Source organism: Ruegeria atlantica, assembly GCF_013032005.1.
Classification (GTDB): domain Bacteria; phylum Pseudomonadota; class Alphaproteobacteria; order Rhodobacterales; family Rhodobacteraceae; genus Ruegeria; species Ruegeria atlantica_A.
Map to the genome: position 1 here is coordinate 179,838 of NZ_WQBE01000003.1, position 23,553 is coordinate 203,390.

Annotated in this window: 20 protein-coding genes; 9 read left to right on the forward strand and 11 right to left on the reverse strand. The window is 57.0% G+C overall.

Going from position 1 to position 23,553, the window contains the following annotated elements; genetic code table 11:
- Positions 1 to 21: 21 nt before the first annotated feature.
- The 3 genes from GOX21_RS08425 to GOX21_RS08435 all read right to left on the reverse strand — a co-directional run bounded on the left by GOX21_RS08425 (position 22) and on the right by GOX21_RS08435 (position 4,149).
- Complete coding sequence (locus GOX21_RS08425; RefSeq protein ID WP_170376934.1) at positions 22 to 1,971, reverse strand: vWA domain-containing protein; 1,950 nt, start codon at positions 1,969 to 1,971, stop codon at positions 22 to 24.
- Positions 1,968 to 2,507 carry an RNA polymerase sigma factor gene (locus tag GOX21_RS08430; RefSeq protein ID WP_170349994.1) on the reverse strand — a complete coding sequence of 180 codons (540 nt, stop codon included), beginning with the start codon at positions 2,505 to 2,507 and terminating at the stop codon, positions 1,968 to 1,970. The genes GOX21_RS08425 and GOX21_RS08430 overlap by 4 nt, the downstream gene beginning before the upstream one ends.
- 61 nt (positions 2,508 to 2,568) lie before the next feature.
- Complete coding sequence (locus GOX21_RS08435) at positions 2,569 to 4,149, reverse strand: FMN-binding glutamate synthase family protein (RefSeq protein WP_170376936.1); 1,581 nt, start codon at positions 4,147 to 4,149, stop codon at positions 2,569 to 2,571.
- A 197-nt stretch (positions 4,150 to 4,346) separates the two neighbouring features.
- Between GOX21_RS08435 and GOX21_RS08440 the strand changes: the two genes are divergently transcribed.
- The gene (locus GOX21_RS08440; RefSeq protein ID WP_368039999.1) at positions 4,347 to 4,754 is read left to right on the forward strand and encodes a CrcB family protein; all 408 of its coding nucleotides are present in this window, start codon (positions 4,347 to 4,349) and stop codon (positions 4,752 to 4,754) included.
- Positions 4,751 to 5,113, forward strand: coding sequence for a fluoride efflux transporter FluC (locus GOX21_RS08445; RefSeq protein WP_170349992.1), 363 nt, complete (start codon positions 4,751 to 4,753; stop codon positions 5,111 to 5,113). Before GOX21_RS08440 ends, GOX21_RS08445 begins: the two co-directional genes overlap by 4 nt.
- Here GOX21_RS08445 and GOX21_RS08450 read toward each other — a convergent pair.
- The 6 genes from GOX21_RS08450 to GOX21_RS08475 are packed head-to-tail and all read right to left on the reverse strand — an operon-like array spanning position 5,110 to position 11,615.
- Positions 5,110 to 6,633, reverse strand: coding sequence for a DHA2 family efflux MFS transporter permease subunit (locus tag GOX21_RS08450; protein WP_170376938.1), 1,524 nt, complete (start codon positions 6,631 to 6,633; stop codon positions 5,110 to 5,112). The genes GOX21_RS08445 and GOX21_RS08450 overlap by 4 nt on opposite strands.
- Positions 6,630 to 7,613, reverse strand: a complete 984-nt coding sequence (locus GOX21_RS08455; RefSeq protein ID WP_170376940.1) for an HlyD family secretion protein — start codon at positions 7,611 to 7,613, stop codon at positions 6,630 to 6,632. Before GOX21_RS08455 ends, GOX21_RS08450 begins: the two co-directional genes overlap by 4 nt.
- A gap of 22 nt (positions 7,614 to 7,635) precedes the next feature.
- The gene (locus tag GOX21_RS08460) at positions 7,636 to 7,962 is read right to left on the reverse strand and encodes a cytochrome o ubiquinol oxidase subunit IV (RefSeq protein ID WP_170376942.1); all 327 of its coding nucleotides are present in this window, start codon (positions 7,960 to 7,962) and stop codon (positions 7,636 to 7,638) included.
- Positions 7,955 to 8,587 (reverse strand): cytochrome c oxidase subunit 3, encoded by a 633-nt coding sequence (locus GOX21_RS08465; protein WP_170349988.1) that lies wholly within the window; start codon positions 8,585 to 8,587, stop codon positions 7,955 to 7,957. Before GOX21_RS08465 ends, GOX21_RS08460 begins: the two co-directional genes overlap by 8 nt.
- On the reverse strand, positions 8,584 to 10,668 hold the full coding sequence (locus GOX21_RS08470) for a cbb3-type cytochrome c oxidase subunit I (RefSeq protein ID WP_170376944.1): 2,085 nt from the start codon (positions 10,666 to 10,668) through the stop codon (positions 8,584 to 8,586). The genes GOX21_RS08465 and GOX21_RS08470 overlap by 4 nt, the downstream gene beginning before the upstream one ends.
- Positions 10,665 to 11,615: a cytochrome ubiquinol oxidase subunit II gene (locus tag GOX21_RS08475; protein WP_368040000.1), complete on the reverse strand. Its 951-nt coding sequence runs from the start codon at positions 11,613 to 11,615 to the stop codon at positions 10,665 to 10,667. Before GOX21_RS08475 ends, GOX21_RS08470 begins: the two co-directional genes overlap by 4 nt.
- A 186-nt stretch (positions 11,616 to 11,801) precedes the next feature.
- Between GOX21_RS08475 and GOX21_RS08480 the strand changes: the two genes are divergently transcribed.
- From GOX21_RS08480 to GOX21_RS08510, 7 genes are all read left to right on the forward strand, one after another.
- Positions 11,802 to 13,037 carry a lytic murein transglycosylase gene (locus GOX21_RS08480; RefSeq protein WP_170376946.1) on the forward strand — a complete coding sequence of 412 codons (1,236 nt, stop codon included), beginning with the start codon at positions 11,802 to 11,804 and terminating at the stop codon, positions 13,035 to 13,037.
- A 391-nt stretch (positions 13,038 to 13,428) separates the two neighbouring features.
- Positions 13,429 to 15,057, forward strand: a complete 1,629-nt coding sequence (locus GOX21_RS08485; RefSeq protein WP_170376949.1) for a peptide ABC transporter substrate-binding protein — start codon at positions 13,429 to 13,431, stop codon at positions 15,055 to 15,057.
- Positions 15,058 to 15,123: 66 nt separating this feature from the next.
- Positions 15,124 to 16,047, forward strand: coding sequence for an oligopeptide ABC transporter permease OppB (gene oppB / locus GOX21_RS08490; protein WP_170349984.1), 924 nt, complete (start codon positions 15,124 to 15,126; stop codon positions 16,045 to 16,047).
- A 10-nt stretch (positions 16,048 to 16,057) separates the two neighbouring features.
- A complete protein-coding gene (locus tag GOX21_RS08495) occupies positions 16,058 to 16,987 on the forward strand; it encodes an ABC transporter permease subunit (RefSeq protein ID WP_170376951.1) in 930 nt (309 codons plus the stop codon).
- A 1-nt stretch (position 16,988) separates the two neighbouring features.
- A complete protein-coding gene (locus GOX21_RS08500; RefSeq protein WP_170376953.1) occupies positions 16,989 to 18,794 on the forward strand; it encodes an ABC transporter ATP-binding protein in 1,806 nt (601 codons plus the stop codon).
- A 305-nt stretch (positions 18,795 to 19,099) separates the two neighbouring features.
- Entirely contained in the window at positions 19,100 to 19,993 is an 894-nt protein-coding gene (gene galU / locus GOX21_RS08505) for a UTP--glucose-1-phosphate uridylyltransferase GalU (RefSeq protein WP_170349981.1), read from the forward strand.
- Positions 19,994 to 20,199: 206 nt separating this feature from the next.
- Positions 20,200 to 21,276 carry a DUF2793 domain-containing protein gene (locus tag GOX21_RS08510; RefSeq protein ID WP_170376955.1) on the forward strand — a complete coding sequence of 359 codons (1,077 nt, stop codon included), beginning with the start codon at positions 20,200 to 20,202 and terminating at the stop codon, positions 21,274 to 21,276.
- Between the two features lie 33 nt (positions 21,277 to 21,309).
- Here the strand turns inward: GOX21_RS08510 and fcl are convergent, their stop codons facing one another.
- Entirely contained in the window at positions 21,310 to 22,287 is a 978-nt protein-coding gene (fcl, locus tag GOX21_RS08515; RefSeq protein ID WP_170376957.1) for a GDP-L-fucose synthase, read from the reverse strand.
- 10 nt (positions 22,288 to 22,297) lie between these two features.
- A complete protein-coding gene (gene gmd, locus GOX21_RS08520) occupies positions 22,298 to 23,422 on the reverse strand; it encodes a GDP-mannose 4,6-dehydratase (protein ID WP_170376959.1) in 1,125 nt (374 codons plus the stop codon).
- Between the last annotated feature and the right edge of the window lie 131 nt (positions 23,423 to 23,553).

Here is a 23,553-nt window from a genome sequence, read left to right on the forward strand (position 1 = left end):
TTCAGCGCCCGCATACCGGTTTCATTGAGACAATGTCTGGGCCAAACGCATCAATGTGATGGCTTCGGCACGATACCCGAACGGGTCCTCACCCTTTGCCTCATTTGCAAGCGCAATCGCATCCGCATAGGACCACGAGCCCAAATATTCTCCGCCGCGCAACAACTGGCCAAAGCCCGCAATGGCGTATGAGAATTCCACATCTTCGGTCACGGCCCCTTGCCCCGGCAGGATTGGATGCTGGATCAATTGGCTTTCCGCAACACCAGGGGATTTGTAACGCAGTTTGAAAAACCCTATTTCGTCCGATCCCTCGGACACCGCTTGTTCCGCATAGCGCAAGGGACCATTTCGGATGGCGTCCGACCCCACAGGTGTCACTTCGTAAATCGCAGTCACCGTATGACCAGCCCCGATATCGCCCGCGTCCACCTTATCGTTCGCGAAATCTTCGCGCTGCAAAGCACGGGTTTCATACCCGATCAGACGGTATTCGGCGATCTGCGCCGGGTTGAATTCAACCTGTATTTTGACGTCATTGGCAATCGGAAACAGCACGCCGGTCAGCTGATCGACCAGAACCTTGCGTGCCTCGCTTAATGTATCGATATAGGCCGCCTGCCCGTTCCCATTCTGCGCCAGCGCCTGCATGGTCGCATCGTCCAGATTTCCCCGACCAAAGCCCAGAACGCTTAGAAACGTGCCGCTGTCGCGTTTTTGGGCTATGAAATCTCTCAAATCGTCCGGGTCCGACAGGCCAACATTGAAATCACCATCCGTGGCCAGGATAACGCGGGTGACCTCGCCATCCTCAACCATGCTTTCCGCCACCCGATAGGCCTGCTGCAACCCGGCCTGCCCGGCGGTCGAACCTCCGGCCTCCAACTGGTCCAGCGCGTTCAGGATTTTGGACCGTTCCGACGCCGCCGTCGGCTCCAGCACTTGCCCGGCGCTGCCCGCGTAAGTGACGATTGACACCTGATCTTCGGGCCGCAATTCCGATAGCATCAGGCGGAAAGATTGTTTCAGCAGCGGCAGTTTGTCGGTATTTTGCATCGAACCCGACGTGTCGATCAGAAACACCAGGTTCAGCGGTGGGCGATCTTCGATCTGCGGAAGCGCACCCTGAATGCCGATATGAACCAGCTGCGTGCCTTCGTTCCAGGGTGTTGGGGTCACCGAAATCGAAGGCCGGAACGGCACATCACTTTCGGGCGCGGGATAGCTGTAGGGGAAGTAATTCACCATCTCTTCAACCCGCACCGCATCTTTCGGCGGCAACTGACCACGCATCAGCGACGACCGGACAATCGAATACGAGGCCGTGTCGACATCAATCGAGAAAGTCGAAACGGGATCTTCGGCTGTGACATTTAGAGGGTTGGTGGCAGTGTTGGAGAAGGCCTCGGTGTTTTGATTATCACCGATGGCACCTAGTACTCTACCTCCAAGAAATGGCTCAGCGGTATTAGGTGCAATCTCAAACAAAACTGGACCATCGCTTTCGGCAGTAAACCCTTCCTGCCGTTTCGCTGTCCGTGAGACCACCACAGGGACATCTACAACCGGCTTTTCCAGCGGAGCTGCAGCTGTTTCCTCTAAAGAATCCGCTTCGAGCTCAGTAACCGAATGGGGAGCCTGCGACGTCGTGGATCGACTCTCGATTCTCGAATTCGGCTCCAGAACATAATCCCGCGTCTGCGGTAGAATCGCCACCAAGGCCACAGCAGCAATTGCGGTTGTCGCGGTCAATGCGCCGCGATGCGTCAAGACATTCAACATGGACTTCGCTCCTTCTGTCAGGCGGGCTATTGGGCCTCGCTTGACAGTCGGACGCGCGCCAGACTGCAATCCTTGGGCGCGGGCGAAACTTTTCTGCGCCTGCTGCAGATTTTCCACCCGACGCTGCGCATCCGGCGCGGGGGTGGCGGCATTCATCAAGGTTTTGAAATCTTCAAGATCGTCTGTCATTGAGCCAGCTCCTCTTGCCGCAAGGCCCGCAGGCGTTTGCGGATATCCGACATGCGCCAAGACACTGTGCCTTCAGATACGCCCAGCACATCAGCAGCCTGGGAATGGGTCATCTCTTCCTCAAGCGTCAGGGCCAAAGTGTCCTGCAATTCTTGCGGTAAGGCGCGCATGGCCCGTTGCAACCAATCAACCGCTTCGGCGGTCTCCGCCGCTTCGGCCCGGCGCATTTGCTCGACATCGCCCCACCCCACCGCCGCGCGGCTATGGCTGGCCTGACGTCGGCGCGCATCTTCGGCGGCGTTGACGACAACACGATACAGCCAAGTGGTGAATTTGGCCTGCGCCCGAAACCCAACAATCTTGGTTGGTAAGGCGGCGCAGATATCCTGTGTCAAATCTTCGGCCTGATCACCGCGCCCACTCAACCGAAAAGCCAAACGAAATATTCGGTCGTAATGGCGCGCAAGAAGGGCAGCGAACGCATCCGCGTCCCCCTTCGCGGCAGCTTTGGCCAGATCCTCATCCGAAGTTGTCATACGCATCACGATGAGTAAGACGGACCAGAAAGGTCAATCCTTGGCGGCGGGTCGAAAAAAATTAAAAATGACTTGCCGATGCCATTTTCCAATCCGCAGCAAAGGCTTCGGGGGGCGTATCGGTCAGCAAGGTGCCTTCATCAATAAAAGTGTACATTTCGGCATAGGACCGCTCGTGTTCATCCGCGTTGCGACAGCGGATATCGCTTGGATGCAGGTCAGAGACTTTTTCTTTACCCATAGCTCCCAAAAGCTCTCGAAAGCTTTCCAGCGTGGCGTCATGAAAGCGCTTCACCCGAACGCGTTTTTGCGGCACGTTCACTGCCCGTCCCCGGACCGGGTCTTGTGTGGCGACACCCGAAGGGCAGCGGTTCGTATTGCAATGCAACGCCTGTATGCAGCCAACCGCAAACATCATCGCCCGCGCCGCGTTGCACATATCAGCCCCAAGCGCAAATTTCTCGACCATGTCATAGCCCGTGGCCACTTTGCCCGAGCAGATGATCCGCATCTTGTCGCGCAAACCAGCGCCACGCAGGCAGTTGTTAACAAAGATCAACGCCTCGTTCAGGGGCACGCCGAGGCGGTTGGTGAATTCAACCGGAGCCGCCCCGGTGCCCCCTTCGGCACCGTCAATGGTAATAAAGTCGGGCAAAATTCCAGTTTCCAACATCGCTTTGCAGATCGCCATAAACTCGGAAGGACGTCCAATGCACAGCTTGAAACCGACGGGTTTTCCGCCTGACAATTCACGCAGGTGCTGAACGAAATGCATCAAACCCGTCGGGCCTTCAAAAGCCGAATGGATGGGAGGAGATATGACGTCCTGACGCTCGGGTACGTGGCGGATTTTGGCGATTTCCTTATCCACCTTGGCCGCAGGCAGAACCCCGCCATGGGATGGTTTCGCGCCCTGCGACAGTTTGATTTCAATCGCCTTGACCACATCTTTTTGGGCTTTTTCAGCGAATTTATCCTCATCGAATGTACCTTCGAGCGTACGGCATCCAAAATAGCCCGTACCGATCTGCCAGATGATATCACCGCCCTCGGCCAGATGGTGCGGAGACAACCCACCCTCACCCGTGTTATGCGCAAACCCGCCATCTTTGGCACCGCCATTTAACGCCCGGATCGCATTGGCGCTGAGTGCGCCGAAACTCATGGCGGATACGTTCAGACGCGAGGCATTATAGGGTTTGGTACACTGGGGTCCGCCCAGCGTTACCCGTTCCTCACTTTCGGCCACCTCTTTGGGTGCAAGTGAATGGTTGGCCCGGTGATACCCTACGGTCATGATGTCGAATTGTGTGCCAAAAGCCTGTGTATCCATCTGCCCCTTGGCGCGGGAATAGACCAGGCTGCGGATGATACGGTTATAGGGGCGCCCGCTTTCGTTGGTCTCAACAAAGTATTGGCGGATTTCCGGGCTGACAAATTCCAGCATGTACCGGAAATGCCCCAGAACCGGATAATTGTTCAGAACGTTATGCTTTGTGGTCAGCATGTCATACAGGCCTACCACTGCGTAGGGGATCAGCAGGACCAGTAACCAATGCGCCGGTGGCCAGTACAGCCCCCACAACACAGTCAGCGGCAAACACACGTAGCTGAGGAAGTAATAGAGTTGACGTACAATCATTTTGCGCTCTCCCAAGGTGTTGCCAAACCGGCTAATGGCAAGCGTGGATCAATTCGGCTTTTGATTGCAAGCGTTTGAACCAAACATCACGCGGTCAGGTTAGATTACGAAACAGGCAGAATACAGAGCCACTGTTGATCCCCCTTGCCCCAATAGGTATGCCAAAACAAAGGTGAAATTGGGCAGGAATCCAGGCCGTGACACAGACCCGACCCGCCGTCCGGACCACGGCCATCATGTTCGCTGCCGTTTTCGTAGGGGGCGCTGCGGGGTCGTTGCTGCGCGAGGCGCTCTCGGCCCAGATCCCCGGCGCTCCGATTCTGACGGCCACGTTTGGGATCAATATTGTAGCCTGTTTCATACTCGGTTGGCTTTATGCAGTGCGGCATCGCATGCATGCTCATGTATTGCATCTAGGCGCCGTCGGGTTTTGCGGTGGTCTGTCTACGTTTTCCTCATTTGTGGCTGAGCTGGAGCGTATGGCGGCAACGCATCTTTGGGGCGCTATTTCGGCTGCTGGTCTGGAAATAGCGGTTGGCCTCGCGGCAGCCGTTCTGGGTGAGGCTATCGGACGGCGTCTCCTAGGGCAGAGGTCAGCAAAATGACCGAGCTGTACCTGCACGCCATGTTCGGGCTGGGCGGCGGTCTGGGCGCAGTGCTGCGCCATTGGGTCGCCCTGCGGGTTCGCCACGACCTGCCGTTTGCAACACTGATTGTAAATGTTCTGGGCAGCCTGCTTCTTGGTCTGTGGATCGGTTTCCTGGGTGGGCCAGTCGATTTGGGCGAAGAAGAAAAACGGCTGGTCTTCGGGTTCTGCGGCGGGTTCACCACTTTCTCAAGCTTTGCTTATCAGTCGCTGGAGTTGCGGCGGCAACGCACGATTGCGCTGGCGGCGGGGAATATTCTACTTAGCCTGATCTTGTGTTGGCTTGCCTTGTTGCTGGGTTTGTTCCTGACACACTAGTGCGCAGGAACAGCAGACTGTGTGCCTAGCTTAGGAGCGCGGCAGAAAAACAGCAAAGGAATCGTCGCCAGGGCCAGCAAACCCAGGTTATTGAAAACGGTCAGATATGAAATCAGTTCAGCCTGCTGGCTGATCGCTTGCCCCAGTATGGCAGCGCCTTGCGCACTGTCGGGCGTCAGGCCAAGCGGTTGCAGATAAGCCTGCGCAGCCGGGTTGTAGGGGGTCACATTCTGGCCAAGCACAGCGGTATTCGTCTGCAACCCGCGCACCACCCAAGTACCAACAAGCGAAATTCCAACCGACGAGCCCAACTGACGGGTTACGTTGAACAATCCAGACGCTTCGTCCTGCCGGGTTTTCGAAATACTCTCGAACGCCAGAATCGACATGGGCACAAAGACCAACCCCATACCCAGACCGCTGACGGCACCCGGCCAGGCCAGCTCCCAAAACCCCGCATTCATATTCAGCGCGCCCATCATGAAGTTGCTTACCGCCGTCAACGCCATGCCCAGCCCGGCCAGAATACGCGGATCAAAACGATGCACCAGCACAGCGCCAGTCACCACCATGGACAGACCCGCCGTAATACCGCGCGGAATGAACAAATGGCCTGATGCGATGACCGGATAGTCCAGCAGGTTCTGCACAAAAGTTGGCAGGATCGCGATGCCTCCGAACAGCGAGATCGCAAACCCTGCGATGACCAGATTGCACAGGGCAAAATTCCGGTCCGCGAAAAGGCGTAGATCAACGACCGGGCGTTTCGAACTGAGCGCATGAACAACAAATCCCAACGCGCCCAGGACCGACGCGATCAGCGCCACCTGTATCACACGAGAGGTCAACCAATCCTTGGTTTCCCCCTCATCCAGTATGTATTGCAGGCACCCAATGCCGATGGCCAGCAAGGCCAGACCGATCCAGTCGATCTTGACCTCTTCGGTTTCATCATCCGGCAGCTCTCCGGCCAACAACAGCAGGGCCATGGCCGCCACCGGCAGGTTTACGAAAAACACCATCCGCCACGAGAAATACTCAGTCAGGATGGCCCCGACTGTCGGCCCCAAGACGGGGGCAACCACGACGCCCAGACCAAAAACAGCCATCGCCTGCCCGCGTTTTTCGCGGGGATAGGCATCAAACAGGATGGATTGCGACAACGGGATCAGGAACGCACCGAACATACCCTGCGCCAGGCGGAAAAAAACGATTGTCTCAAGACTCCACGAGAGGCCGCACATGACGGACATAGCGGTAAAGCCCGTGATGGAGGTCAGGATCAGCCGCCGCCGTCCGACCCGGCGGGCAACAAACCCAGTCAGCGGCATGACCACGACAGCCGAGACGATATAGCTGGTCAATATCCACGTTGCTTGATCGGTCGTGGCCCCGAAAGCGGCCTGAATATGCGGTAGTGCCACATTGACAATGGTGCTGTCCAACACCTCAAGTATAGAGCTGAGAACAACGGCGATCACAATCACCGGATTGACGCCGCTGGCCGCCGATCCCGTCATTTTTCTGCCAGATCGACGGTCGTGTCCACAGTCACTTTGCTGCTGCCACCCACACGCAGGGGCACATCGGTCGGATCAAGTTCAACGCGCACCGCAAAGCGGCGGGTGACCTTGACCCAATTGCCGCTGGCATTCTCGGACGGCAAAAGCGAGAAAGTATCCCCCGAGCCGCGCCCGATCGAGGCGACCTTGCCCGTCAGCGTCACACCCGGCAGCATGTCGATCTGAACCGTAACCGGTTGGCCCGGACGAACGCGCGGCAGAGCGGTTTCCTTGAAATTCGCATCCACCCACCAGTCCGAAGACTCGACAATCGAAAACTGTGGCGCATTGGCGGCCACCGCTGAACCTGGCCGCAAGGTCAGGTTAGCAATCCAACCATCCGCCGCTGCATAGACCTTGGTCCAATCCAAATCCGCTTTTGCAATCTCAAGCTGCGCGCGTGCAGAAAGGACGTTGTCCTGCTTTGCGGCCACACTGCTTTGCAGGGCCAACAGGCCGGACTGGCTGGCGGTCAGTCTGGCCGAGGCCTGCGCGAATTCTGTCGTTGCCTGGTCCAATGTGACCTGCGCCACATCTCCATCCGCAAAAAGCGCCTTGTTGCGTTCAAAATTATTGTTGGCCGTGTTGAAGGCGGACTGAGCTGAATCGACCGCTGCCTTGGCCGCTGCGATCTGGGTCGAAAACGTTTGAACCTGCTGTATGGCTCTGTCCAGATCGGCCTGCGCCTGATCGACGGTTGCCTTGAATTGCGTATCGTCGATGGTGAACAGCAGGTCCCCTGCCTTGATTGGCTGATTGTCATTGATCGGCACCTCAGCAACCTTCCCGGTTACCTGCGCCGCCACGTTGATGATATTAGCAACAACATAGGCGTCTTTGGTCGAGGGGTACCTTTCCTCATGGCGCCAATACAGCAACAGACCAGCGGTGATAGCAATCAGCATGGCGGAAACGGCGACGACTTTAATCGATTTCATGCGTCAGACCCTATACAATTCGCTACATCGGATAGGTGTGCATCCGAACCGCCAGATTGCCCATGATCCAAACAGTTCCAAGGATGATGATCAGTAACACCAGCGTAGAGAAAAGGATTAGATCCAGGTCTTCGCGGCTGCTGCGGCGGCGGTCGATATGCAAGAAATAGACCAGTTGTACGATCAATTGCGCCAACCCCAATAACGCGATTGAAAGGTAAACCCCCTTGGTCTCGATGCCGTATTTATAGGCTATCGCGAACACCGCCCCTGTCAGCAAAAGCGAGCCACCATAGCCAATTATGTAGCGCCGACGCTCGCGCCGGTGCATCTCGCTGCGCTTATCCATAGGTCAGCCCTCCGAAATAAACGATGGTGATAATCCCGATCCAGATCAGGTCGAGAAAGTGCCAGAACAACGCCAACCGCACCACGCGCGACATCAGCAGATCGGTCAAGCCAAACAGGCGCAGCTGAATGCCCAACACGATCAACCACAGACACCCGGCAGCCACGTGCAACCCATGCAGCGGCACCAGACCGTAGAAGGCCGATAGAAACCCGCTGCGTTGAGGGACACCGCCTTTTTCGGTCATCGCCACGAAGTCGCGGATTTCCAGCACCAGAAAGCTGAGACCCAATACCAGCGTCACGCAGAACCAGAACACGATCCGCCATCTGGGCAGGTTGTATTTCAGCGCCAGCATTGCCAGCCCCACGGTAAGGCTGCTGGTCAAAAGGATTATCGTCTGGGCAAAGATGCTTCTCAGATCGAACAGCTCGTGCGGACCGGGCCCGCCAGCCTGTGCATCGATCATGGTGATGTAAATGGCGAACATCAGGCCGAAATAGACCAGATCGCTCATCAGAAAGACCCAGAATCCAAAAGTGACAACCTCGGCGGCCTGGTCCGCGCTGGCATGCCGCCGACCGAGGTTTAACCCCGGATAGCTGTGCGTCGGCGCGCGCTTCATGTCACTGCCTCCAGGTCAGGGCGGGCAAGGCCGCAATTTTCCGGAGCAATTTCATGATCGCGATCCACCGGTGCAGAGCTGCGCACCAAATCAAGCCAGGCTTCGTGTTGTTTGCGAACCTCCTCGGCGGGGATGACCTCTTCGGTGTCCAGCCGGAAGGTCCACAGGACGAAGGACAGCAACATCAGAGCAGTTACCAGTGCGGCCAGCCACCAGATCCACCAGACCAATGCGAACATCCAGACTCCGCTGAGTACACACAGGATGAACCCGATCCCAGTGTTGCGCGGCATCGAGATATCTTCGTAATCATCAGGTGTCGGATAGGCCTCACCCCGTTCCTTTGCGGCGGCAAAGTTATCCCGATCCGTCACCTGAGGGATGACGGCAAAATTGTAGGGCGGCGGCGGCGACGGGATCGACCATTCCAGCGTGCGCGCATCCCACGGATCGCCGACTGGCACGCGGGTGTTTTCCCGGTCGCGGATACTGACCCACAATTGCATAACCACCGCCAACAGCGCCGACAAGATCACCAGCGCGCCGATGACGGCGATGATCATATAGGGGTGGAAACTGGGGTCTTCCCAACTGAACGACCGGCGCGGCATCCCCATGAGGCCAACGAAATAAAGCGGCAGGAAAGTCAGCATGAACCCAACCGTCCACAATACCACTGTGATGCGCCCCCAACGCTCGTTCAGCCGGAACCCAAAAGCTTTGGGGAACCAGTAATTGTATCCGGCCAGCAGGCCGAACAGTACGCCCGGCAACAGAACATTGTGGAAATGCGCCACAAGGAACAGAGTGTTATGCACCTGATAATCGACCGTCGGGTTGGCAAGGATTACACCCGACAAGCCACCAATCACAAACAACATCAGAAAGGACAGACCGTACAGCATCGGCACCGAAAACCTGATACGGCCACGATACAAAGTCGCCATCCAGTCATAGACCTTCACCCCGGTTGGAATGGCGATCAGCATGGTGGCGATGCCGAACACAGCATTGATCAGAGCGCTTTGGCCCATAGTAAAGAAATGGTGCAGCCAGACGGTAAAGGACAGCACCGCGATGCACATTGTGGCAATCACCAGCGAGTTGTATCCGTAAAGCCGTTTGGCCGAGAATGTGGCGAAAACCTCGGAATAGATACCATAGGCGGGCAGAACCAGCAGATAGACCTCGGGGTGGCCGAACAGCCAGAACAGGTTGGCATAGTTCATCATGTTGCCGCCAAGGTCGTTGGTGAAAAAATGGAAATCCAGATACCGATCCGCCGCCAGCATCAGTGCGGCCACGCCGAGCGGCGGCATGGCAAAGATGATCAGGATCGAGCTGCTGATGATTGTCCAGCAATACATTGGCAGCCGCATGAACTTCATCCCCGGCGCCCGCAGCTTATAGATCGTGACTGCAAAGTTGATCCCCGTCAGCGTGGTACCGATGCCTGAGACAACAATGGCCCATATCCAGTAATCCGGCCCCACGCCGGGGTTAAAGGCGGCCCCGGTATAAGGCGGATAAGCCGTCCACCCCCCGGTTGAGAAATTGCCAACCACCAGCGACACCATCAACATCATGCCCGCCGAGACGGTCAGGCCCAGACTGATCTGGTTCATTACCGGAAAGGCCACATCCCGCGCACCGATCATCAGCGGGATCAGGTAATTCGCGAGCCCGAAGACAAAGGGCACGGCGACAAAGAACACCATGATCGTGCCATGGGTGCTGAACAACTCGGCAAAGTGTTCGGCCTCAAGGAACCCATCGCCCGGCCCGGCTGCTTGTTGGGCGCGCATGACAACGCCTTCAAGCACGCCGCGCGCCAGCATGACGATGGCAAAGACGATGTACATAATGCCGATTTTCTTGTGATCTGCGCTGGTTAGCCAGTCGCGCCACAAAGGCCCCCACAGGCGGAACCATGTCAGTGATCCGACCACGACAATGACGCCTACGATCACCACGGCCGCCGCCGCGTTGGCCACGATTTCATTTGCGTTAGGGTTTTGGATCAGACCCGTGATCGGGAAGGCATCCCAGTTCAGACGGCCAAAGAATCCTGTTTCGGTCATTGCGCGCCCTCTTGCCCGTATTCAGCGGTTCCCGGTTGTTGATCGCGTGGCAACGGTTGCCCACCGTGATAGCGGTGCAAAATGGACTGGAACAGATCACCGTCTTCCAGTGTAAAATAGAGCGCATTGAGTGGCATCAGTGAGGTCCCCAATGCTGCCTGTACCTCATCCCGATCCGTGCGCATGGCCAGCGTTTTGTACGTGTCTTCGGTCAGAGGGATCCCATGGGTGCGAACACTTTCAACCCAGGCATTGAAGTCTTCGGGCTGCATCGCCTGAGTCAGAAACTTCTGCTTGGTAAAACCCCGCCCATTATACTGCGTGTTTTCGCCCTGCATCGTCTCAGGCGTATCGGCGACCAGATGCAGCTGAGTCGTCATCCCCGGCATCGCGTAGATCTGCCCCGCCAGGGCAGGGATCATAAAGGATTGCATCACCGTATCCGTCGTCAGCGTCATCGCCACTTGCTGTTTGACAGGAATGCCGAACTCTCCGACGGTGGCGATACCAAGATCGGGGTAAATGAACAGCCATTTCCAATCGAGGCCAACAACCTGCACGTTCAGCGCGGGTGTTTCACCGAACGGAGCTGCGTAAGGGTCCAGCCGGTGGGTGGCTTTCCACAAGTAAAACGACAGCAGCGCCACGATCACGACCGGCACGCCCCACATGGCAAATTCCAGCTTGCCCGAGAAATCCCATTTGGGCCGGTACTCTGCCGCGCTGCCCTCGCGCCGCCGGTACCGCAAGGCGATCAGCGGCACCAATACCAAAACCGGCAACACGGCGATCATGATCAGAACAGTCGCCCGCAGCAGGTGGGTTTTCTGAAACGCCGCAATAGGGCCTTGCGGGTCCATGAAGCTGTTGCTTGCCCACGCCATCTGTGCCGAGGTCACAACAACCGCGATCACCAATGCCATTGCTGAAGGTTTGAGTAAGGCCACGCCTGATCGTCCTCTTAAGCCTTCGTTTCGGCCAACTATCGACAGAGTCACAGATTTTCTCAAGGTTTTTTCCAAAACCGTCGATTGTTTCACACCCTGCCTGAACAACCACAGCATTAGGATCGTGCAAATCGCCTTCGATGATGCGGTTGACTTGGCATCGCAGCCGGGTGAGACATTTTGGTGATGCGTTGGATTATTCTCGCCCTCGGCCTTTGGTGCCTTACGACAAGTGCAAGCGCACAGGATCGCGCGACGGTGGAACGCCAGTTTCAAGTATGGCTGCAAGATACGGTCTGGCCGCGGGCCAAGGCCCAAGGTGTTTCGCGCGCAACCATGCAGCGGGCCTTTGATGGGGTAACGCTCAACTGGAAGTTGCCCGATCTGGTGCCGCCGGGCAGTTCTGCTCAGACACCCAAACAGCAAAAACAGGCTGAATTTGGATCACCTGGCCGATACTTAAATGCCGGTTCCGTTCAGGGTGCAACTGCCAAAGGGCGGCAGATGGCTCGGCGTCACGCCAGGACCCTGGCGCGGGTCGAAGCGGAAACCGGGGTTCCCGGACGGATCATCCTGGCCATTTGGGGCCGGGAAAGCGGGTATGGCCAAGTACCCATCCGCCACGATGCCTTTCAGGTGTTGGGGACAAAAGGGTTCATGAGTACCCGGGCCGCGTATTTCACCGACGAGTTGATCGCCGCGCTGCAAATTGCCGAGGCCGGCCACGCCCCAACGGGCACGTTGAAAAGCAGCTGGGCGGGCGCGTTGGGTCAACCGCAATTCATGCCTTCGAACTTCCTGACCTTTGCCGCGGATGGAAATGGCGACGGGCGGTCCGACATCTGGGGCTCGGCCGAAGATACAATCGCCTCCATCGGGCATTTTCTGTCGCAACATGGCTGGGTCACCGGGCGCGACTGGGGGTTCGAGGTCACGGTTCCACCCCAGATAACCTGTGCGTTGGAAGGACCGGATCAGGGGCGACCTATTCAGGACTGGGCTGCCTTGGGGATCACCCGCGTATCTGGCAAGCCATTTCCACCACACGAACTGCCGGGTGAGGGGTTTCTGATGATGCCAGCTGGACGCAAGGGACCCGCCTTTATCGTCACGCCGAATTTCTACGTTCTCAAGGATTACAACAAAAGCGATCTCTACGCTCTGTTCGTGGGCCATGTCGGAGACCGCATTCAGTATGGCGTTGGGGACTTCAAAGCCCGCTGGGGCAAGGTTGATACCTTGTACCGGTCAGATATCGCAGCCATGCAACGGGCGTTGGAATACCAGGGCCATGATGTCGGTGGTGCGGATGGATTGCCGGGGTTCAAGACTCGCCGCTCGATTGGGCGCTGGCAACAAGTGACTGGACGCAGCCCGACCTGCTTCCCAGAAACCAGCATGAAATCCGCTCTGGCGCAGTAGCGATTCGCTGCAAATTTGATGTGATTCGAGCTTCCTTGGCGTCAAGTTTGCGGGGCGACCTTCACGAAAATGTCAAGAAACGATGAAGTTTCATTATTAAATTTCCCAACCTACGTCCATTTCGTTCACGATCCACCTGTAGTTGCTTAAATTGTGGGCACCATCTTTATCCCGATTTGAAATAATGCCACCTTCACCGGCAGTGAAAGGCGACTTTCGCAAACACGTTCCCGACTGCAAACCGAAAGACTGCGACGCGGTGTTCCTTGCGATCTAAAAAAGCAAAATTCGAACCCGTCCCGGTCTTGTTCAGGGTCGGACAAACAAGGTGGCCTGTACCCATCCTGAAAGGATGCGCGTGCCGGACCCCTAAAAACGGGAGTAGAAAAACATGAACAAGTATATGCGTACATCTCTGGCGGGGCTATTGACCTCGACCATGATCACCGGTGCCGCCTTTGCTGCGGGCACCCATCCCACAACCGGCGAGGCGCTGGCGGATGACCAGACCTTTATCTACCGCCTTGGCGATGAGCACAGCTCGGTCGATCCGCAGGTTGTTGAGGATACCTATGGCGCTGAGATTACCCGCGACCTGTTCGAAGGTCTGATGAACCAGGACGAAGACGGCAATCTGGTTCCGGGTGTCGCCACCGGCTATACCACCAACGACACCAAAGACGTTTATACCTTTACCCTGCGCGACAACGCCAAGTGGTCGAATGGCGACCCGGTGACAGCAGGTGATTTTGTTTATGCCTGGAAACGCGCTGTCGATCCCGCCCTGTCCTCGCCCTACGCCTGGTTCATGGAGCTGATGTCGATCGAGAATGCTGCTGAAATTATTGCAGGGAACAAGCCTATTGACGAGTTGGGCGTCAAAGCCCTCGACGATCACACCTTGGAAGTCACCCTGAGCGCGCCCCTGCCCTATTTCCCGCAGATGACCACGCACTCCACCACCTTCCCAGCCCCGCAGAAAGTGATCGAGGAACATGGTGACGCCTGGACCCGGCCCGAAAACATCGTCTCGAACGGTGCCTATATCTGGACCGAACATCTGCCGCAGGAACGCTCAGTTCGTGAGCGTAACGAGATGTACTGGGACAATGAGAACACGATTCTAGACAAAGTCGTAACGCTGGTCATCAACGACGAAAACGTCGCTTTGACCCGCTATCTGGCTGGTGAACTGGACCGCACCGAAGTTCCCGCAGGACAGTTTCCCCGCATGAGCCAGGAACACCCGGATCAGGCCATCAGCTTCCCGCGCCTGTGTAACTACTATTACACATTCAACCTGACGGAAGACGGTCCCGAAGCGTTCAAGGACCCTAATGTCCGCCAGGCACTGTCACTGGCCGTTGATCGCGAGATCATCACCGAAAAAGTCATGGCTGGTGGCCAGCCGCAGGCTTACACTTTCGCTCCCGAAGCGACCGCTGGATTCACGGTCCCCGAGGTCGAGATGGCCTCGATGACTCAGCCCGAGCGGGATGAACTGGCTAAAGAACTGCTGGCCGGTGCCGGTTACGGCCCCGACAATCCGCTGAGCTTTGAGATGGTCTACAACACTAACGAAGATCACAAGAAAGTCGCCGTGGCGCTGAGCCAGATGTGGAAACAGAAACTGGGCGTGAATGTCGAGCTGGCCAACATGGAATGGAAAGTCTTCCTGGAAGAGCGCGGCAACCAGAACTTCGATCTGGCCCGCGGCGCATGGTGTGGCGACTATAACGAGGCCTCCACCTTCCTGGACCTGCTGCAATCGCAATCGGGCTATAACGACGGCAAGTACAACAACGCCCGCGTTGACGAGCTACTGGCCGAAGCCAAAACCTCGGACGATCCTGCACCTCTGTACACCGAGGTAGAGCGGATCATTGCACAGGAAACGCCTGTGATCCCGATTTACCACTATGCCGGCGTCTACATGATGGACACCGACGTAGGGAACTGGCCGATCAACAACGTCGAGCAGAACTGGTACTCGAAGAACCTCTACAAACGCGCCGAGTAATCGTCTTTGAACCTCGCCCTGTCCCGGATGCAACCGGGGCAGGGCCAATAAACATGGGGGCATGAAATGCTTGCCTATAGTCTACGGCGACTGCTGGTCGCCATACCGACGATCCTGTTGCTGATCGTCGCCTGTTTCTTTCTTATGCACTTCGCGCCCGGTGGGCCCTTTACCTCGGAACGGCCTCTGCCACCGGCGGTTCTGGCCAATATCGAGGCCCGCTATGGGCTGGATCAACCGCTGTGGAAACAGTTGTGGGATTACCTCTATAACATCGTCGTGCATTTCGATTTCGGCCCGTCCTTCAAGTTCAAGGACCGCGATGTGAACGACATCATCGCACAGGGTTTTCCAATCTCGCTGACCTATGGGTCGCTGTCGTTCCTGGTTGCTACCACCGTTGGTGTGGGCCTCGGGATCGCCGCCGCAATCAAGCACAACAGCTGGATCGACTACTTCGCCGTGGGTCTGGGCATTGCTGCGCAGGCGCTACCGAACTTCATCATGGGCCCGATCCTAATCCTGACTTTCACCCTGTGGCTGGGGCTGCTGCCCGGCGGTGGTTGGAATGGTGGTCAGTGGCAATATCTGATCATGCCGGTCATTGCGTTGGCGACCTCGTACATGGGGTCGATTGCGCGGATCACGCGGTCGTCCATGCTTGAGGTTCTGAACTCGAACTTCATACGCACCGCGCGCGCCAAGGGCCTGCCGACCAGAACCGTGATCTGGCGCCATGCGTTGAAGCCGACCCTTCTGCCTGTTGTGTCCTATCTTGGGCCGGTCTTTGTCTACGTGCTGACCGGTTCTGTCTTTGTCGACATCTATTTCTCGACCGGTGGATTAGGTCAGGCCTATGTCGGCTCGGCCCTGTCGCGGGACTATGCCGTGCTGTTGGGCGTCACGATCCTTTATGGCGCGCTGACCGTTGTCGTGAACTTGCTGACCGACCTGGCCTATGCCTGGTTCGATCCGAAAATCCGGTACTGAGGGGCTGGCAATGCTTGGAAAATCACAAAAAGCCGCTCAGCTGGCCGGAGACGTAACCGACTACACGGTTATTCAGGGACGTTCGCTGTGGCAAGACGCACGGATGCGTTTTGTTCGAAACAAAGCCGCAATGGCCAGCGTCTTCATTCTGACCATGATCGTCCTGTTCACAATCTTTGGCCCATATTTCGCCGTCTGGAGCAACGAGGAGATTGACTGGAACGTTATGGGGGACGTGGCTGGCATGGGCATGCCCTCAATCGAAACCGGGCACTATTTCGGCGTCGACGATCTGGGACGCGACCTTTACAGCCGCGTCATTCAGGCCACTACAACATCGCTGCTGGTCGGGCTTATCGGGGCGGCAACCGCACTGATTGTCGGAACCTGCTACGGTATCGCCGCCGGATATATCGGCGGGCGCACCGACGGTATCATGATGCGGTTTGTCGACATCCTGCTGGCGATCCCGGCCACATTGATCGTCATCTTGCTGCTGGTCGTGGCGGGGCGGTCGTTCTTCATGTTGTTCATCGCACTTGGCGCGGTGGGCTGGTTAACCATGGCGCGGATCGTTCGGGGGCAAACCCTGACCCTGAAAAACCGCGAGTTCATCGAGGCCGCCCGTGCAGCTGGTGTCAGCGAGTTCACCATCATGTATCGCCATATCCTGCCAAACCTTTTGGGTGTGGTAATCGTCTATGCCTCGTTGTTGGTGCCGGAAATGATCCTGATGGAAAGCTTCATCTCGTTTCTTGGATTGGGCATTTCGGAACCCTACACGTCCTTGGGTCGTTTGATTGCCGAAGGCGCAGGAACGATGGCTTACGGGACGCTGTGGCAGTTGATGTACCCGCTGACAATTTATGTCGCCATCATCATCTCGATGTTCTTCATCGGCGATGGTTTGCGTGACGCTCTGGACCCGAAGGATCGCTGATATGAGCCTGTTCTCTGTTAAGGACCTGAGCGTCCAGTTCAATACGCCCGATGGTGTGGTCGAGGCCGTCAAAGGCATCAGTTTCGACATCAATCCGGGCGAATGCCTTGGCATCGTGGGTGAAAGCGGGTCAGGCAAAAGCCAGACCTTCATGGCCGCGATGGGATTGTTGCCGCCTGCCGGACGGGCCATGGGGTCCGCTACTCTAAACGGCAAGGAAATCCTGAACCTGCCTATCAACAAGCTGAACAAGATCCGTGGCGATGATGTCGGCATGATCTTTCAGGACCCACTGACCGCGCTGACACCGCATCTGCGGATCGGTCAGCAAATGCGAGAGGTTCTGCAGGTACATGAAGGGCTGCAAGGGTCCGCAGCTCGGGCTCGCTGTCTGGAATGGCTGGATCGCGTCCGCATCCCCGAGGCAAAACGGCGGCTGGATCAATACCCACACGAATTGTCGGGTGGTATGCGTCAGCGCGTGATGATTGCAATGTCGATGCTGTGCAATCCCAAGCTGCTGATCGCGGATGAACCGACCACGGCGCTGGACGTCACCGTGCAGGCCGACATTCTCGACCTGATGGTGCGCCTGCAAAAGGACGAAGGCACGGCGATTGCCCTGATCACCCATGACATGGGCGTTGTTGCGCGGATGTGCGATCGCATTCAGGTCATGCGTCTGGGTCAGTTTGTCGAGGCCGGAGACACGCGCGAAATCTTCCGCGCACCGCAGCACGAATACACCCGTACTCTGCTAGAGGCGATGCCGCGGATCGATGCTGGCGATGCGCCGAAGGCTTTGGACAAGGTCGAAGACCCGCTGTTAAAAGTTGATGACGTCAAGGTCCATTTCCCGATCCACGTGCCGGGTGGCATATTTGGACGCAAGGTGCCATTGAAGGCGGTCGATGGCGTCAGTTTTGACATCCGCAAAGGTGAAACACTGGGTGTTGTAGGCGAATCTGGCTGTGGAAAATCCACTCTAGCAAGGGCGGTTCTTCAACTGATCGAGCCCAGCGGTGGCAATGTCAGCTGGCTGGGCCATCCCATTGTCGGGTTAAAACGGGCCGAGCTGAACAAATACCGCAAAGACTTGCAGATCGTGTTTCAGGACCCGCTGGCCAGCCTCGACCCGCGGATGACTATCTCGGCGTCTATCGCGGAACCGCTCAAGACCTACCGCCCCGATCTGACGGATCGGGAACGCAAGGAAATGGTCGCCGACATGATGGAACGGGTTGGTCTGAAGGCCAACATGATCAACCGTTATCCGCATGAGCTGTCCGGCGGGCAAAACCAGCGGGTCGGCATTGCACGGGCGATGATCAATAAACCCAAGTTGATCATCTGTGATGAGGCGGTTTCCGCGCTGGATGTGTCCATTCAAGCGCAAATCGTGGAATTGTTGCGCGAACTGCAACAGGAGTTTGGCCTGTCGATGATCTTCATCAGCCACGACCTGTCTGTGGTACGTGCGGTCTCAAACCGGATCATGGTTCTGTATCTTGGCCGAATAGTCGAGCTGGGGGATGGAGAGGTGATCTGTTCTGATCCAATCCACCCTTACACGAAATCCCTGATCTCGGCGGTGCCGATCCCGGACCCGGATGTGGAACGCAGCCGACAGCGGTTGAAGCTGCCTGGTGAACTGCCCTCACCCATGGATCCCAAAGCCGCATTGCGGTTTCTTCCCAGCCGGTTGGCCGAAGGTCAGACCGATTATGTGCCGCAGCTGAGTGAGGTGACGCCGGATCATTTCGTGGCCGAACACGACCCGCTGGAAATCATCATGAACGGGGCCTGACCCTGCTGCCCCTAAGCCGTTCACCCGGCTTCGGGGTTTGCATTGGACCCAGTGACTACGGCAACTGTCGGCAAGGCGGATCTATGGCAGGCAGATATCCGTTTCTGCTGCAGATAAGGGCAGAAATCCGCAATGTCGCGCAGGGTAAATCCCGATCGTTTTGACTTCTACCGCACCGGGTGGCACCATCCTTTGCAAATGATACGTTGGTTGTTACAGAGCGTTGATTGTTGGGACCACAGCGCCTAAGAGACCCGCGTAGTACGCTAAAAGTCAGACATTGTTTTAGTAACTTGAGAGGTCAAATGACACGTAAGGTCACAAAGGCGATCTTCCCCGTCGCAGGGCTTGGTACGCGGTTCCTGCCCGCGACAAAGTCGGTCCCGAAAGAGATCATGACGTTGGTCGACCGCCCGTTGGTACAATACGCCATCGACGAAGCGCGTGCCGCCGGCATCACTGAATTCATTTTCGTGACCTCTCGCGGCAAATCTGCACTAGAAGACTATTTCGACCACAACTTGGTGCTTGAGCAGGAGCTGAAAGCCAAAGGCAAGGAAGACCTGCTGGAAACGCTGAACGCCACCAATATGGAAAGTGGCGCGATTGCCTATATCCGTCAGCACAAAGCGTTGGGTCTGGGTCACGCGGTCTGGTGCGCCCGTCGCCTGATCGGCGACGAGCCTTTCGCGGTAATGTTGCCCGACGACGTGATTGCTGCCGACAAGCCTTGCCTGCAGCAAATGATCGAAGCCTATGAAGAAACCGGTGGCAACATGGTGGCAGCCATGGAGGTTCCCGAAGACAAGACCAGCGCTTACGGTGTGTTGGACGTAGGTGAAAATATCGGAACGGTCGTACGCGCCCGCGGCATGGTCGAAAAACCCAAGCCCGAGGATGCGCCCTCGAATCTGGCCGTTATCGGCCGCTATGTGTTGGGGCCGTCGGTTTTGTACAATCTGAACCAACTGAAAAGAGGCAGCGGTGGTGAGATTCAACTGACCGACGCGATCGCCGAAGATATTGGCAATGGCGTGCCGGTCTTTGGGTACAAATTCAACGGACAGCGGTTCGACTGCGGCTCAAAATCAGGGTTCCTGCAGGCCACGGTAGCCTTTGCGCTGGCCCGCCAGGACTTGCGCGAGGATCTGAGCCAGTATCTGCGTGACGTTGTGGCGACGGATCAGGCTGCTCAGTAACAACATCTGACGACACATCGACCGGGGTTTTCTTCGGCACGGCATTTCCACAAGCCGGGGCGCTTAGCGCCTCGGCTTTTTTGATGCTTCTGAAAAGTAAGCAATTGGTTTTTCGGGCGTCCGGCACGGTCAGACGGAATTCATCCATCAAAAGGCAATGTGGCGCGCAATGCAATTGTCGGACCGACAGCCACAGGAGGACGCCCGTGCCACAAAATTCACCCCGATTGAGCCTTCCATTTCTGCAACCCTCACAGGCCCAGAAACACGTCACCCATAACGAGGCGCTGCGACAGCTGGATGTTGTTACCCAGCTGAGCCTGACCTCGACAAACGCGTCGACTCCACCTGCCGTTCCAGACCAGGGCGAGGTTCACGCATTGGGCAACGCACCAACAGGGGATTGGACGGGTCAGGCCGGAATGTTGGCTACTTGGCAGGACAACGCCTGGTATTTCGCCGCGCCCGGCACAGGCTGGCGTGCATGGGATGAAAGCACCGGTCAAATGAAAGTCTGGGACGGTGGGGCCTGGATCGACCCCCCGGTGGCGACGCACAATTTGGACGGAGTGGGTATCGCCACAAGCTATGACAGCACGAACCGCCTGTCGGTAAGATCTCCGGCCACATTGCTCAGCCACGAAGGCGGTGGGCACCAGCTGAAAATCAACAAGGCCGGTGCAGGCGACACCGCGTCCTTACTGTTTCAGTCCAATTGGACCGGCCATGCCGAGATGGGTTTGTCGGGCACTACAGGCTTTTCCATCAAAGTCTCTCCCGATGGCAGCAACTGGACTGACGCACTAAGCTTTGACCCCACGACCGGCATTGCAGATGGCGCGGCAATTCAGGCCAGCCCTGATGACATCACACCCGGGCGCCTGATGCGGGCTGACTACGGTTATGGCCCTGGCAACCTGTTAGGGTCCGTTTCCGAAAATGGCGGTGTACCAGACGGAGCGGTGATCGAGCGGGGCTCAACCCCCAATGGCGACTACGTGCGTTTTGCGGATGGAACGCAGATTTGCACCGTCACCCTGCCCGCAACGGGCTGTATACATGCTGATGGCGCGCTTTTCGCAAGCGGCGCGGCGGTTTGGTATTTCCCGATTACTTTTGCAACCGGTTCAGCCATTTCGGTCAGTGGCAGCGGAGGGGCCAGCAATCGGTTCATCGGCTTTGAAGCCCTGACCGAAACGCAGGTAGGTTTCAAGATTTTGGCCACCAACAGCGATGTGACGGCGCTGACACCAACGGCCATTGCCATTGGCCGCTGGTTCTGACGGAACGAACTGCCCGGGTCCCGACTTGGGCAGTTACTTAGCCCTCAAATCCGCCGCTGCCTGATCCAAGAACCAGGCATAGGTTTCGCGAATGCCGTCTTCCAGCCCAACGCGCGCGCGCCAGCCCATGTCGGCCAGACGGGACACATCCATCAGCTTGCGCATGGTGCCGTCCGGTTTGCTTACATCCTGAGTTATCCGCCCAGTGTAGCCGGTTGTTTTGGCCACCAACGCCGCCAGTTCCGCGATCGAAATATCCTCGCCACAGCCCACGTTGATGTGGCTCAACATCGGTTGGGTGTTCGCCTCATAGACATCGCGCGGCAGGTCGAGCACGAACAGCGATGCCTCGGCCATATCGTCCACATGCAGAAATTCGCGGCGGGGTTTGCCGGTACCCCAGATCACAACTTCGTCCAAACCATCGCGCTGCGCCTCGTGGAACCGGCGGATCAGGGCGGGCAGGACATGGCTGTTTTCGGGGTGGAAATTGTCACCCGGCCCATACAGATTCGTCGGCATGACCGAGCGGTAATCGACCCCGTGTTGCCGATTATAGCTTTCGCACAATTTGATCCCGGCGATCTTGGCAACGGCGTAAGGCTCGTTTGTGGGCTCCAGCACGCCTGTCAGCAACGCATCCTCGCGCATCGGCTGTGGCACGGCACGCGGGTAGATGCACGAACTGCCCAATTGCAGAAGATGTTTCACCCCAGCGGCAAAGGCCTGATGGATCACATTACATTCGATCATCAGGTTGTCGTAGATGAAATCCGCCGGATAGGTATTGTTGGCGTGGATGCCCCCCACCTTGGCAGCAGCAAGGATCACGACATCCGGGCGTTCAGCCTGCATAAAGTCGCGCACGGCGGCCTGATCGGTCAGATCTACTTCGGAATGTGTACGCGTGATCAGCTCAAGCGCTTCGCCGGCTGCCTGACGATCCTGCAAACGGCGCAGAATTGCGCCACCTACCATGCCGCGGTGACCTGCTACGTAAATCTTGCGCATGTCGTGTTCCTCAGCCGTTTTCCAGACTTACCGGCAGTTCGTAACCATGCTCTTTCAACAGCGCATGACGTTTCGCGGTTTTCAGGTCTTCGACAACCATTTCGGCGCACATTTCCTGCACAGTCAGTTCGGGCTCCCAGCCTAGCTTGGTTTTCGCATTCGACGGATCGCCCAACAGCGTTTCCACCTCGGCCGGGCGGAAATATTGCGGGTCGATGCGCATGATCACGTCGCCAGGTTTCAAAGCTGGCGCGTTGTCCCCTTCGATCTTCGTGACGGTTGCGATTTCATCCACGCCGTCGCCCGAGAATTCCAACGTGATACCCAACTCGGCAGCGGACCATTCGATGAATTGGCGGACCGAATATTGCACGCCTGTAGCAATTACGAAATCTTCGGGATTGTCCTGCTGTAGCATCAACCACTGCATCCGCACGTAGTCTTTCGCGTGGCCCCAATCCCGCAGGCTGTCGATATTGCCCATGTAAAGGCAATCTTCGAGACCTTGCGCGATATTGGCCAGACCGCGGGTGATCTTGCGGGTCACAAAGGTTTCGCCACGGCGCGGGCTTTCATGATTGAACAGGATACCGTTGCAGGCATACATGCCATAGGCTTCGCGGTAGTTGACGGTGATCCAGTAAGAATACAGCTTGGCCACCGCGTATGGCGAACGGGGGTGGAACGGGGTCGTCTCACGTTGCGGCGTTTCCTGGACCAGACCATACAGCTCGGACGTGGACGCCTGATAGAAACGCGTTTTTTTCTCCAGCCCCAGAAAACGGATCGCTTCCAGCAGGCGCAGGGTTCCGATGGCGTCTACATCTGCCGTGTATTCCGGAGATTCAAAGCTGACCGCCACATGCGACTGCGCACCCAGGTTGTAAACTTCGTCCGGCTGCACCTCCTGAATGATTCTCGTCAGGTTCGACGTGTCGCTCAGATCGCCGTAATGCAGGTGCAATTTGGGGTTGGGGTCATGAGGATCTTGATAAATGTGGTCGATCCGCTGCGTGTTAAAGGACGACGCCCGGCGCTTAATCCCATGAACTTCATACCCTTTTTCCAGCAGGAATTCGGCCAGATAGGACCCATCCTGCCCGGTAATACCTGTAATCAACGCCTTTTTCGTCATCTTATTTTCCCACGAAATACTGTGTGCATCTTTTCCACCTCAGAAACAGCAAGAACTCGCGGAATGCAACCCAACGCATTAAATCACTGAAAATACTGACGGCTATTAACCGCCAGCCTGCGTATACGTCA